At 67.3% G+C, this 11,405-nt stretch carries 14 protein-coding genes; 10 read left to right on the top strand and 4 right to left on the bottom strand.

Annotated features, from left to right (window positions below; translation table 11 throughout):
* The first annotated feature begins 66 nt into the window (after positions 1 to 66).
* Positions 67 to 684: a GtrA family protein gene (locus ACIBK2_RS36200; RefSeq protein WP_396974177.1), complete on the top strand. Its 618-nt coding sequence runs from the start codon at positions 67 to 69 to the stop codon at positions 682 to 684.
* Between the two features lie 9 nt (positions 685 to 693).
* Positions 694 to 921 carry a Trm112 family protein gene (locus ACIBK2_RS36195; protein WP_379288813.1) on the top strand — a complete coding sequence of 76 codons (228 nt, stop codon included), beginning with the start codon at positions 694 to 696 and terminating at the stop codon, positions 919 to 921.
* 232 nt (positions 922 to 1,153) lie between these two features.
* Here ACIBK2_RS36195 and ACIBK2_RS36190 read toward each other — a convergent pair whose 3' ends face one another.
* The 3 genes from ACIBK2_RS36190 to ACIBK2_RS36180 are packed head-to-tail and all read right to left on the bottom strand — an operon-like array spanning position 1,154 to position 3,341.
* Positions 1,154 to 1,783, bottom strand: a complete 630-nt coding sequence (locus tag ACIBK2_RS36190) for a TetR family transcriptional regulator (RefSeq protein WP_396974175.1) — start codon at positions 1,781 to 1,783, stop codon at positions 1,154 to 1,156.
* Positions 1,780 to 2,574: an ABC transporter permease gene (locus ACIBK2_RS36185; protein WP_396974173.1), complete on the bottom strand. Its 795-nt coding sequence runs from the start codon at positions 2,572 to 2,574 to the stop codon at positions 1,780 to 1,782. Before ACIBK2_RS36185 ends, ACIBK2_RS36190 begins: the two co-directional genes overlap by 4 nt.
* A 35-nt stretch (positions 2,575 to 2,609) precedes the next feature.
* The gene (locus tag ACIBK2_RS36180; protein WP_396974172.1) at positions 2,610 to 3,341 is read right to left on the bottom strand and encodes an ABC transporter ATP-binding protein; all 732 of its coding nucleotides are present in this window, start codon (positions 3,339 to 3,341) and stop codon (positions 2,610 to 2,612) included.
* Positions 3,342 to 3,632: 291 nt separating this feature from the next.
* Here ACIBK2_RS36180 and ACIBK2_RS36175 point away from each other — a divergent pair, with 291 nt between their 5' ends.
* The 6 genes from ACIBK2_RS36175 (at position 3,633) to ACIBK2_RS36150 (ending at position 8,492) form a co-directional block, all read left to right on the top strand.
* On the top strand, positions 3,633 to 4,832 hold the full coding sequence (locus ACIBK2_RS36175; RefSeq protein WP_396974170.1) for an NAD(P)/FAD-dependent oxidoreductase: 1,200 nt from the start codon (positions 3,633 to 3,635) through the stop codon (positions 4,830 to 4,832).
* Positions 4,833 to 4,836: 4 nt separating this feature from the next.
* Positions 4,837 to 5,727: an RNA polymerase sigma-70 factor gene (locus ACIBK2_RS36170; RefSeq protein WP_396974169.1), complete on the top strand. Its 891-nt coding sequence runs from the start codon at positions 4,837 to 4,839 to the stop codon at positions 5,725 to 5,727.
* A gap of 61 nt (positions 5,728 to 5,788) precedes the next feature.
* On the top strand, positions 5,789 to 6,937 hold the full coding sequence (locus ACIBK2_RS36165) for a low temperature requirement protein A (protein ID WP_396974168.1): 1,149 nt from the start codon (positions 5,789 to 5,791) through the stop codon (positions 6,935 to 6,937).
* Between the two features lie 107 nt (positions 6,938 to 7,044).
* The gene (locus ACIBK2_RS36160) at positions 7,045 to 7,326 is read left to right on the top strand and encodes a DUF3761 domain-containing protein (protein WP_396974166.1); all 282 of its coding nucleotides are present in this window, start codon (positions 7,045 to 7,047) and stop codon (positions 7,324 to 7,326) included.
* 15 nt (positions 7,327 to 7,341) lie between these two features.
* Positions 7,342 to 7,968: a DNA-3-methyladenine glycosylase gene (locus ACIBK2_RS36155; RefSeq protein WP_396974165.1), complete on the top strand. Its 627-nt coding sequence runs from the start codon at positions 7,342 to 7,344 to the stop codon at positions 7,966 to 7,968.
* A gap of 98 nt (positions 7,969 to 8,066) precedes the next feature.
* Positions 8,067 to 8,492: a DoxX family protein gene (locus ACIBK2_RS36150; RefSeq protein WP_396974163.1), complete on the top strand. Its 426-nt coding sequence runs from the start codon at positions 8,067 to 8,069 to the stop codon at positions 8,490 to 8,492.
* Between the two features lie 69 nt (positions 8,493 to 8,561).
* On the opposite strand, the gene ACIBK2_RS36145 is transcribed toward ACIBK2_RS36150, so the two are convergent.
* Entirely contained in the window at positions 8,562 to 8,888 is a 327-nt protein-coding gene (locus tag ACIBK2_RS36145) for a hypothetical protein (RefSeq protein WP_396974161.1), read from the bottom strand.
* A 91-nt stretch (positions 8,889 to 8,979) separates the two neighbouring features.
* Between ACIBK2_RS36145 and ACIBK2_RS36140 the strand changes: the two genes are divergently transcribed.
* Entirely contained in the window at positions 8,980 to 9,615 is a 636-nt protein-coding gene (locus tag ACIBK2_RS36140; RefSeq protein WP_396974159.1) for a TetR/AcrR family transcriptional regulator C-terminal domain-containing protein, read from the top strand.
* Positions 9,616 to 9,697: 82 nt separating this feature from the next.
* A complete protein-coding gene (gene tyrS, locus ACIBK2_RS36135) occupies positions 9,698 to 10,975 on the top strand; it encodes a tyrosine--tRNA ligase (protein ID WP_396974157.1) in 1,278 nt (425 codons plus the stop codon).
* The last annotated feature ends 430 nt before the right edge of the window (positions 10,976 to 11,405 follow it).

The raw sequence follows: 11,405 nt of genomic DNA, 5'->3' as shown, positions 1-11,405 counted from the left end.
AGTCCGGTCGACCGGCTGGACCAATAGGGCGATAGAGTGCCTGGCGCGACTGGAGGTGGGCGTCTGATGGATTTCAACGGTGAGCGAAGTACGGCGTCTGCGGGCGTTGACGGGGTTGTGCCGACGGTGACCGGTGGCGCTCATTCGCTGACCGAGGTCGACGAATCGGGCCTGCGAGATGCCGGTTTGCCGAGGCCGCTGGCGGAGCCGTTCGATCCGACGGGTGATATCGGCCCTGCCGAGCAGGCGAAACCCGGTCCGCTGCTGCGGCTTGTGCAGCGGCAGGAGGTTGCGTTCGCGGCGGTCGGTGGGTTCAACACCGCGTTGGGGATCGGGCTGACCGTTGTGTGGCTGGCGGTGCTCGGGGACAACGTGCCGCCGTCGGTGGCGGTGGCCGCGTCTTATGCCGTCAGCATTGTCATCGCGTTCGTGTTGCATCGCACGCTGGTGTTCCGGGTGCGCGGGCATCTGCTGCGCGACTTCCTGCGGTTCGTCGCGGTGAATTCCGGTGGGCTGCTGTTGAATATGGCGCTGCTCGAGCTCGCCGTCTCGGTCTGGCACTTCCCCGACAAACCCGCCGCGGTCGTGGTGATGGCGCTGGTCGCCGTCGCCAGCTACTTCGGCCACCGCCACATCTCGTTCCGGCGCCGACCGCCGGTCGAGGCCGACGGCGCCGTCGGGTAGGTTTTGCTCATGCCGGAGCACACCTTGGACGCCACGCTGCTGAGCCTGCTGGCCTGCCCCCAGGACAAGGGCCCGCTACTGCTGGTCCGCGCGACCGAGGGCACCGTCCTCTACAACCCGCGCCTGCGCCGCGCCTACCCCATCGACAACGGCATCCCCGTGCTGCTCATCGACGAGGCCCGCGACGTCACCGACGCAGAACACACCGACTTCATCGAACAACCAGTAGAAGCCTGACCCACCCCGGCCCCGCGCTGCTTGACCTGCGCCGCAGCCACCGAAGCGGCCAGGCTGCCGAGTAGGACATGACGGCGAGGTCGACGCGCCATCTGCCGCCACCATGTCCCGCCCGCTGCAGCGGTCCGCCCTGAGGTTCTCGACCGGGACACGAGGGCGGCCGCACTCAGCCTGTGGCGCGCCCTTATCTCGTTCGGTGCCGTGCGCGATGCTCAGCGTCTGCTCAGTTGGGTTAGCTTGGGGCCGTGTCGATTTCGCCGGTCAGGTAGCGCTGGAGGGTGGGGGCTATCGCGGTTACGAGCTTGTCGGCCTCGGCCGACGCCATGGGTTCGATGCCGATTACCTTGCGGGCCATCAGTAGGCCGATCATTTGGGAGCCGAGGAGGGCTACTCGTAGGCGGCCGTCGTCTTCGGGGGTGGCGATGCGCAGGCGGACTCGTTCCATGACGACCTCCAGGATGAAGGCGCGGGCCAGGGAGTTGTCGCCGCCGCCGATGATGCTGCGGACCATTGCGACGATGCCGGGGCCGGCGGGGGAGTCCCAGACGCCGAGGACTGCGCGCAGGATGGTTTCGCCGAGCCGGTCGAGGGGAGCGGCATCGACGGCCGAGAGGGTGTCTTCGGGATTCACCGGCAGTTGCACGACCGCGCCGAACAACTGCTGCTTGGTGCCGAAGTAGTGGTGCACCAACGCGGGATCGACACCCGCGTCCGAGGCCACCGCCCGGATGGACGTCTTGTCGAAACCAACCTCCGAGAATCGCGTTCGTGCCGCCGCCAGGATCGCCTCGCGCGCCCCGGACTGTCCCGGCCTACGCCCGGAGCGGGGGCGATCTCCGGTATCGGATCCGTTCGCCGTCACGGAGTGCGCCGCCTTAGTGTCGCCGCACCGAGGCACAAGGCGACCACCGCGAACCCGGCAACCACCGCGAGGTCACGCCACATCGCCCCGGTGGCGTTCGGATGCGTCGAAACCTGTTGCAGCGCATCGACGGCGTAACTCAACGGCAGCACATTGCTGATCGCCTCCAGCCAACCCGGCAGCTCCCCGCGCGGAACGAGCAAGCCGCACAGGAAGATCTGCGGCGCCACCACCACCGGCATGAACTGCACCGCCTGGAACTCGGTGCGCGCGAAGGCACTTGCCAGCAGACCCAGGGCGACACCGCAGACCGCGTCGACCACCGCGATCAGCACCACCCAGCCGGGGTTACCCGCCGAGTCGAGGCCGAGCAGCCCGAACGACACCAGACACGCCACCACCGCCTGCGCCGCCGCGGCCAGCGAGAACGCCGTGCCATAACCGCCGAGCAGATCGAGTTTCGCCAACGGCGTGGTGAGCAGTCGCTCCAGCGTGCCGGAGGTGCGTTCGCGCTGCATGGCGATGGCGGTGATCAGGAACATCACGATGAACGGCAGGATGCCGAGCATGCTGATGCCGACCCGGTCGAACAGCGACACCGGGTTGAACGGATTGGTCGGGGTGTCCCGATAGATGAAGTACAGCAACGTCATCAGCAGCGCGGGCACCACCAGGATCATCGCGACGGTGCGGTGATCGTTGCGCAGTTGGCGCAGGATGCGGGTGGTCGTCGCGACATAGGGGCGAAGGGTGAGAGTCCGCCGCGGTGCGGACTCGACGATGGTGGTCATGTTTCCTGCCTGGAATTCGTTGTGCGCGTGGGTGATCATGCCGCATGCGCGGTCGTGATGAGGGTGAGGAAGGCCCGTTCGAGGTTCTGCTCGCCGGTTTCGGCGCGCAATTCGTCGGGGCTCAGCTGGGCGAGCAGATGGCCGTCGCGCATCAGCAGCAGCCGGTCACAGTGCTCGGCCTCGTCCATCACATGGCTGGACACCACCAAAGTGGTGCCGTTCGACGCCAATTCGCGGAACTGCTGCCAAAGATCCACGCGCAGCACGGGATCCAGTCCAACCGTCGGTTCGTCGAGGATCAACAGCTCCGGCTGGGCGACCAACGCGCAGGCCAAGGAGGCGCGGGTCTTCTGCCCGCCGGAGAGCTGGTCACCGCGCTGGAATGCGTGTTCGGTGAGGCCGACCGCGTTGATCGCGTCGTCGGTGGCGCCGCGCTCGCGACCGTAGAGCGCGGCGAAGTACGCGACGTTCTCGTGCACGCTGATGTCGGAGTAGATGCTCGGCGCCTGCGTGACGTAACCGACCCGCCGCCGCAACTCCGCCGACCCCGCTGGCCGGCCCAGCGCCGAGATCTCCCCGGACTCCACGATCTGGGTGCCGACGATGCTGCGCATCAGCGTCGTCTTGCCGCAGCCGGACGGGCCGAGCAATCCGGTGATCGAACCGCGCGGAATCGTCAGCGACACGTCGTGCAGGACCTCGCGCCCGCCGCGTCGCACGGTCAGGTTCTGCACCTCGACCGCAGTTGATGAGGTGTTTTGCGACATGGTCGCCTCAATTCATCGAGTGTTGAATTCACTGTGTGATGAATTTAGCGCGGGTATGCCGCAGGGGCAAGAGTGGGATGGTTGACCTCGGCGTGTCTGCCCGCATCGGCGTTGCGGGTGTTCCGGCTGAGCACTGCGATCCCCATGCGCGCGTCGTCAACTCGAGGGCGTGGGAAGAGGGCCGATCAGGCCAGGTGACCCGGATCACAACGCCGTACTGTCACGTCAGCCCAGGGCTGTTTGTCCCATGGTCGTCACCAACCTCGGTGACCGGACCATCGGAGCAACGCCATGAACACCGACCATCGGATCGTCATCCTCGGCGCCGGGTACACCGGCCTGCTGACCGCCGTGCGGCTGGCCCGGCGTACCCGCAAACTGAACGTCCGGATCACGCTGGTCAACCCATCGCCGCGATTCACCGAACGCCTGCGCATGCACCAGATCGCCGCGGGCCAGGAACTGGCCGACCACCGCATCGCCGACATCCTGACCGGCACCGGCGTCGAATTCGTCCAGGGCTGGGCCACTTCCATCGATCCGGCCGCCCAGCGGGTAGTCGTCGACGACGCGGTGACCCTGCCCTACGACGAACTCGTCTACGCCCTCGGCAGCAGCACCGACACCACCCTCGTCCCCGGCGCCGCCGACCACGCCTGGACCCTCAACGACCCACACGCCGCGCACCTTTTCGCCGGACAACTGAATGCCCTTGCGGTGCAAGGCGGTACGGTCGCGGTCTGCGGCGGCGGCTTGACCGGTATCGAGGCCGCGGCCGAAATCGCCGAGGGGCACCCAGGTTTGCGCGTCACCCTGATCAGCAACAGCGAACCCGGCGCCATGATGGGCGACAAGGCGCGCGCCTACCTGCGCCGCACGCTGGACCGCCTCGGCGTCACCCGCGAAACCGGCCGGGCCGTCACCAAGGTCCTGCCCGACGCGGTCGAATTGGCCGACGGCACACTGGTTCCCACCGATGTCACCCTCTGGACCGCCGGCGTGCGCGTCGCGCCGCTGGCCACGCAGGCGGGCATCGAGACCGACGCCCGCGGGCTGATCGTGGTCGACGAGACCCTGCGCTCGCTCTCGCACCCGAACATCCACGCGATCGGCGACGCGGCCGCCGTCCGCATGCCGTGGGGCCAGATCCACGGCACCTGCCAGAGCGGCATGCCGACCGCCGCGTACACCGCCGACACGATCGCCCGGCGCCTACGCGGAAAGACGTTGCGCCCCTTCCGCTTCGGCTACTTCCACCAGCCGGTCAGCCTCGGCCGCCGCGACGGCGTCGTCCAATTCACCAAGTCGGACGACACACCGGGCCGGTTCTACCTGACCGGTCGCGTAGCCGCCGCCTATAAGGAGTCGGTCAGCGCCAGCCCGGTCCCGGTCTTCCGGTTCAGCCGTCGGATGAACGTCCCGATCAAACTGAAGGCCGGCCGCCCCGCTCTGACCTGCGATGTTCAGTCGAAAACGGATTTGGGAGCATGACCGGATGATCGACGTGACACCCCGGCAGGATCCCTTCCTCGAACACCGGCGGCTGCTGTTCGCCACCGCGTACCGGATGCTGGGCACCGTCACCGACGCCGAGGACATCCTCCAGGACACCTGGCTCAAATGGCACGACACCGATCAGGCGACGGTGCGGCACCCGAAGTCCTACCTGGTCCGCACCGTCACCAACCTCTCCCTGAATCGGCTCACCTCCGCCCGGGCAACCCGCGAAAACTACGTCGGCCCTTGGCTGCCCGAACCCCTGCTCACCACCCCGAACATCGCCGAGGAGACCGAATTGGCCGACACCGTCTCCACCGCGATGCTGGTGATCCTGGAAACCCTGAGCCCGATCGAACGCGCCGTCTTCCTGTTGCGCGAGGTCTTCGGCTACACCCACGCCGAGATCGCCGACACCCTCGACCGCCCCGAACCGACCATCCGCCAGATCGCGCACCGCGCCCGCACCCACGTGCAAGCCCGCCGCCCCCGCTTCGACACCGACAAGGCCGAACGCGACCACATCACCGCCCAGTTCATGGCCGCCTGCTCGGGCGGCGACCTCAACGCGCTGATGGATCTGCTCGCCCCCGACGTCACCCTGTGGAACGACGGCGGCGGCGTGGTCACGGCCGCCCGCCGCCCGCTGCACGGCCCGGACCACGTGGCCCGCTGGCTGCTCGGCGTGTTCGCCAAACCGGTGTCCGCGGGCTTCGAACTCGAATCCGCCTACATCAACGGCGAACTCGGCACGCTGGCCTGCATGGGCGGAAATCCGGGTGGCGCGTTCACCTACGACATCGTCGACGGTCGCATCCAGAACCTGCGGTTTCAAGTGAATCCCGGAAAGTTGAAGGGCCTGTACCTGAGCCCCGACACCCTCGGATGAGACGACGCGCCCGGCCAGACCTGACCGGGCGCGGAGTGTCCTGGCGTTTTAGGCTCCTGCCGTGAACAACCAGAACACCGCGTCGTCCAGCGACGGCGGCCAGCTACGAGCGTCGACGCTGGAACTTTTCTTCGATCTTGTCTTCGTCTTCACCATCACCCAGCTCACCCATGTCTTCTCGCACCACCCCGGCTGGCAGGCACTGGGTCAGGTGGCGCTGCTGTTCGGCGTGATCTGGTGGATGTACAGCGGATTCGTCTTCCTCACCAACGAGGTGGCGCCGAGCAGTTCGGCCCGGCGCACCTGGCTGCTGATCGGCATGTTCGGTTTCTTCGTGGTGTCGCTGGCCATTCCGGACGCCTTCCACGGCACCGGCGTGGCCTTCGGTGTCGGCTACTTCGTGATCACTGCGGTGCACACGGCGCTGTTCTATAGCAACGGCGGCGAGTCCGCCGTCCTCGCGATCAAGCGGATCGCGCCGCTCAATACCCTTGCCGCCGGGTTGGTGCTGGCCGGCGGATTCGCGCACGGCTGGCCGCAATACGCGCTGTGGGGTGCGGCGCTCGCGGTGCAGGTGCTGAGCCCGTATCTGGTCGATACGGGCGACTTCCGGATCCGGGCCAGTCATTTCTGTGAGCGGCACGGGCTGGTGATCATCGTCGCGATCGGTGAGTCGATCGTCGCCATCGGCGTCGGGCTGGCGGAGGAGAAGATCACGGTGCCGCTCATCGCGACCGTGGCGCTGGGCCTGTGCCTGGCCTACGTGCTGTGGTGGGCGTACTTCGGCATGGACGACGAGCGCGGCGAGCACGCGCTCGCGGCGGTGCCGGATCGCGAACGCTCCCGGCCCGCGGTGCTCGCCTACGGATATTCGCTGTACGTCCTGCTCATCGGCATCATTGTGACGGCTGCGGGCATTCAGATGAGCATCGCGCACGGCAACGAGCCCGCCTCCGTCGCGACCGCGGCCGCGTTGTCCGGCGGTGTCGCGGTGTATTTCCTCGGCCAGTTCTTCTTCCGCCGCGCGCTGGGGCTGCCGCGCGCGTGGAGTCGGCTGATCGCCGCCGCCGCGGTCGCGGCCACCACGCCGATCGGGGTGGTGTGGGTGTCATGGGGGCAGCTGGCCGCACTCGTCGCGGTGGGCTACGCGGCCGTCATCATCGACGATCTGATCACCTTGCGCAGCGGCCAGCACAGCTCGTATGTGTAGGTCGTACGACTGATACCGGGGCACCTCCGGCGCGCGGTAGGTTGTTGCGACCGGCGAGAAATACGCATCGTCTCGCCGAATGCCATTCTGTCGCAAGGACTTTCGCAATGAGAATGAAATCTCTGCTCGGGCTGTTCGCGGCCGTCGCCGGTATCGCCGCGCTGGTCTCCGCGCCCGCGGCGGCGACACCGGCGCTGCACACCGCATGCCCGGCGAGCCAGTACGAGAACGTCGACAACCGGTGCGTGCCGCGTCCGCAACAGGCCGCGACCCCGCCGTCGGGGGCGACCGCACTGTGCAAAGACGGCACCTACAGCCAGAGTCAGCACCGCAGCGGCACCTGCTCCGGACACAAGGGCGTCGCAGAGTGGCTGGTGCGGCTGCCGTAGTCGCCGTCTTGGACAATGGCGGCTGTGTGTGCCGATGAGCTAGCCGTCGAACCGCCCGTCGCCGCCCGCCGACTGCTGGGAGCCACCCTCTGGTCCGGCGCGGTCGGCGTGCGGATCGTCGAGGTCGAGGCGTATGGGGGAGATCCCGCCGGGCCGTGGCCGGATACCGCGTCACATTCCGGGCGCGGGCGGACCAAGCGCAACATGGTGATGTTCGGCCCGGCCGGGGTGCTGTACGTGTATCTCAGCTACGGCATGCACACCTGCATCAACGTGACGAGCGGACCCGACGGGATCGCCAGCGCCGCGCTGATCAGATCCGGTGAGGTGGTGGCCGGGCTGGACGAGGCCCGCGCGCGCCGCCGCACCGCGCGGACCGAGGCCGATTTGGCAAGGGGGCCGGGCAATCTCGGCAGCGCGCTGGGAATCACGTTGAGCGACTACGGAACTGCGCTGTTCGAACCGTCCTCGTCGATTCGGCTGGAACTCGGTCGTCCCATCGCCGCGAAGCAGATCGCCAGCGGTCCGCGCGTCGGCGTGAGCACTGCGGCGGACCTGCCGTGGCGGTTCTGGTTGCCGTCCTCTCCTGCGGTCTCCACCTACCGACGCAGCCCCAGGGCACCGCGCGCCGAGGTGTCCTGAAAGTTTTTTCGCGGCGGCCGATGAGTTTTTTCGAGGGGCCACGTCCTATCAGGTGAACGCGCTAACACCCGGCGCGACCGACCTAAAGGAACGACATCATGACCGCCATCCCCGCCTCCGCCTCCACCCCCGACGCCCGCCCCGGCAAGAAGCTGAACGTGGCCCTGTGGACTCTGCAGATCGTGCTCGGCCTCTTCTTCATCATCGCCTCGGGCCTGCCGAAGTTGTTCGGCCAGGAAGACGCCGTGCAGGCCTTCAAGGACATCGGCTGGGGCGACTGGTTCCGCTACTTCACCGGCATCGTCGAAGTTTCCGGCGGCATCGGCCTGCTGGTGCCGCGGCTGAGCGGCCTGGCCGCCGCCGGCCTGTCGATCACCACGGTGCTCGCCGCCGCCACCCAGGCCTTCCTGTTGGACGCGCCCCAGCTCGCGCCCTTCCCGCTGGTGCTGGCCGTCCTCTTCGCCTGGATCGCCTACGAGCGGCGCGACAGCATCGTTGCGGTGCGGGAAATGCTGTCCCGCTGAACAATTCGATAACGCGGACGCTCGGCGGACTTCGGTCCGTCGAACGTCACGCTGCGTTGCGGGGCAGGCTCACTCGGTAATCGGCTGGGAGAGATCGTCTTCCGCGACCACCTGGTACACGGCGTTCAAGGTCGGTTCGCCCACCAGGTGCTTGATGCGTTCGTGGCGGCGTTCCTCGATCGGCGTGAGGCGCTCCATCCAGGCCGGGATATCGGCGGCCTCGGCGTGCTCGATGAGGGCGAGGGTGAACAGCTCGCGGGGGTCCTCGACGTTCAGCGCGCTGAACACCCGGGTGCGCGGGTCGCCGGGGATGGTCTCGTCGGGGAGCCACGCCTTGCGGAAGGTGGCGTAGTCGACATCGTCGTTGAGGCGGCGGGACATGGCTGCGATCAGCATCTTCGAGGGCCTTTCCAGTTATCTTGCAGTGCAAGATAAACCGTAGCCGCTGTTTTCTTGCAGTGCAAGAGAAATCTGGGAGGATGACTGCGTGGCTGATCGGAGATCCCGCCCGCGCGCCGGGCTGACCAGGGAGAAGATCCTGGACGCGGCGATCGCTTTCGTCGGCGAACACGGACTCACCGCCCTGTCGACCCGCAAACTCGGCGCGGCGATGGGCGTGGACGGCATGAGTCTCTATCACTACGTGCCGAGCAAGGCCGCGCTGCTGGACGGCATGGTCGAGCGTCTGCTCGAACAATCGGAGTTGCTGCCGGACGGGGACCGACCGTGGCCCGAAGCGGTGACTGCGATGGCACACGGATTCCGTGCGACGCTGCTCGCTCATCCCGCGACGCTGGGCATCCTCGCGACCAGGCCGGTCAACTCACCCGGCGCCTATCGGATTCTGGAATCGGGTCTGGCGGTGATGTGTGATCAGGGCGTGCCGCTCGGGCGAGCGATGGACATCGTCAATGCCGTGATGACCTTCGTCATCGGGCACACCCTCGCCGAAGCGGGCACCACACCCGGCCACGAGCAGGACGCCACCGGCCAGGCCGAGGCAGACCCGGCCGCCTATCCGCTGCTCGCCGAATCACTGGCCACGGGTGCGGGACTCGACTTCGCATCCCGCTTCGCCACCACCGTGGACATCCTCGTCCGCGGCTTCGCCGAGACCACGTAATTCGCTCGACCTGCGCCGGATAACACCGACACACTGAGGTGCACTCCAGCCACCAACTACCCGTGCGGAAAGATGGGACACCGTGAGCGGCGACATCATCGACGAATTGACCTGGCGCGGACTGATCGCGCAATCCACCGACCTGGACGCGCTGCGCGCGGCCCTGGACGCGGGACGGTTGACCGTCTATGCCGGTTTCGATCCCACCGGGCCCAGCCTGCACGCCGGACACCTGGTGCCACTGCTCGCGCTGAAGCGGTTCCAGCGCGCGGGCAACCGGCCGATCGTGCTGGCCGGCGGCGCCACCGGTCTCATCGGCGATCCGCGTGACGTCGGCGAGCGCACCATGAACTCCACCGACACCGTCGAGGAGTGGGCCGGACGCATCCGTTCGCAGCTGGAACGCTTCGTCGACCTGGACGATCCGACGACCGGCGCGGTGATCGCGAACAACATGGACTGGACCGGGCAGCTGTCCACCGTCGACTTCCTGCGCGATATCGGCAAGCACTTCTCGGTGAACGTGATGCTGGCCCGCGACACCATCAAACGGCGCCTCGACGGCGAGGGCATCTCCTACACCGAGTTCAGCTACATGCTGCTGCAGGCCAACGACTACTTGCAGCTGCGGCGGCAGTACGACTGCACGTTGCAGGTCGGCGGCTCCGATCAGTGGGGCAACATCATCGCGGGCGTCGAGCTGAACCGGCGGGTCGACGGCGCCTCGGTGCACGCGCTCACCGTTCCGCTGGTGACCTCGGCCGACGGCAAGAAGTTCGGCAAGTCGACCGGCGGCGGCAGCCTGTGGCTCGATCCGGAGATGACCAGCCCGTACGCCTGGTACCAGTACTTCGTGAATACGGCCGACGCCGACGTGATCCGGAACCTGCGGTGGTTCACCTTCCTCTCGCGGGAAGAACTGGACGAACTCGAGCAGGCCACCGCCGAACGGCCGCACGCGCGGGAAGCGCAGCGCAGGCTGGCGGCCGAGATGACGACGCTGGTGCACGGCGAGGCGAACACCCGCGCGGTGCAGTTCGCGAGTCAGGCGTTGTTCGGGCGCGGCGAGCTGCGCGAACTGGACGAGCCGACGTTGGGCGCCGCGCTGCGGGAAGCCGCCGTCGCCGAGCTGGGCGCGGGGGAGCCGAGCACGATCGTGGATCTGCTCGTCGCCACCGGGCTGAGCGAAAGTCGCGGTGCGGCCCGGCGCGCGGTGAACGAAGGCGGGGCGTCGGTGAACAACGAGCGGGTCTCGGATCTGGAATGGACCCCCGCCGACAGCGACTACCTGCACGGACGCTGGCTGGTTTTGCGGCGTGGGAAGAAGAACCTCGCCGGGGTACTGCGGGCAGGTGCATGAAGATCGCGGTGGCTTGAGTCACATCCATGTGATTCAAGCCCCCGGTCGGGCCGGGCCCGGGGCTCTGACCTGGGGAAACACCGGACCGAACGGTGGATTTGACTCTGCGTTATCCGCCGCGTAACTTAGTTCGAGTCAGAGCGACACGGACACCGACCCGGAGCCGAGAAGCCCAGCGGAAACGCTGAGCGGATGGACCGGGAAACGAGGTAGTACGAGAGCGCCTGGCCATCAGTTAGAAACCTAAGGTGATCACGCGGACTTGACTCTGCGGGAGATGCCGTTTAGGCTGGAACAGTTGCCTCACGGAAGAACCGGTTAGCGCCGGGGATGAAGTGTGTGCGTGTGTTCTTTGAGAACTCAATAGTGTGTCGATGAATGTCAGTGCCAATTATTTAATTGGTTCCGGCCTCTCATACCCCCCGGTTGA

This window comes from Nocardia sp. NPDC050175, from assembly GCF_044459885.1.
Lineage (GTDB): Bacteria > Actinomycetota > Actinomycetes > Mycobacteriales > Mycobacteriaceae > Nocardia.
This window is presented reverse-complemented; position numbering and strand designations above follow the sequence as displayed.

Excerpts from the sequence above, each read along its gene's own strand:
- ACIBK2_RS36200 (WP_396974177.1), top strand. The coding sequence starts at position 67 with ATGGATTTCAACGGTGAGCGAAGTACGGCGTCTGCGGGCGTTGACGGG.
- ACIBK2_RS36180 (WP_396974172.1), bottom strand. The coding sequence starts at position 3,341 with ATGTCGCAAAACACCTCATCAACTGCGGTCGAGGTGCAGAACCTGACC.
- ACIBK2_RS36195 (WP_379288813.1), top strand. The coding sequence starts at position 694 with ATGCCGGAGCACACCTTGGACGCCACGCTGCTGAGCCTGCTGGCCTGC.
- ACIBK2_RS36170 (WP_396974169.1), top strand. The coding sequence starts at position 4,837 with ATGATCGACGTGACACCCCGGCAGGATCCCTTCCTCGAACACCGGCGG.
- ACIBK2_RS36155 (WP_396974165.1), top strand. The coding sequence starts at position 7,342 with ATGGCGGCTGTGTGTGCCGATGAGCTAGCCGTCGAACCGCCCGTCGCC.
- ACIBK2_RS36160 (WP_396974166.1), top strand. The coding sequence starts at position 7,045 with ATGAGAATGAAATCTCTGCTCGGGCTGTTCGCGGCCGTCGCCGGTATC.
- ACIBK2_RS36150 (WP_396974163.1), top strand. The coding sequence starts at position 8,067 with ATGACCGCCATCCCCGCCTCCGCCTCCACCCCCGACGCCCGCCCCGGC.
- ACIBK2_RS36185 (WP_396974173.1), bottom strand. The coding sequence starts at position 2,574 with ATGACCACCATCGTCGAGTCCGCACCGCGGCGGACTCTCACCCTTCGC.
- ACIBK2_RS36175 (WP_396974170.1), top strand. The coding sequence starts at position 3,633 with ATGAACACCGACCATCGGATCGTCATCCTCGGCGCCGGGTACACCGGC.
- ACIBK2_RS36145 (WP_396974161.1), bottom strand. The coding sequence starts at position 8,888 with ATGCTGATCGCAGCCATGTCCCGCCGCCTCAACGACGATGTCGACTAC.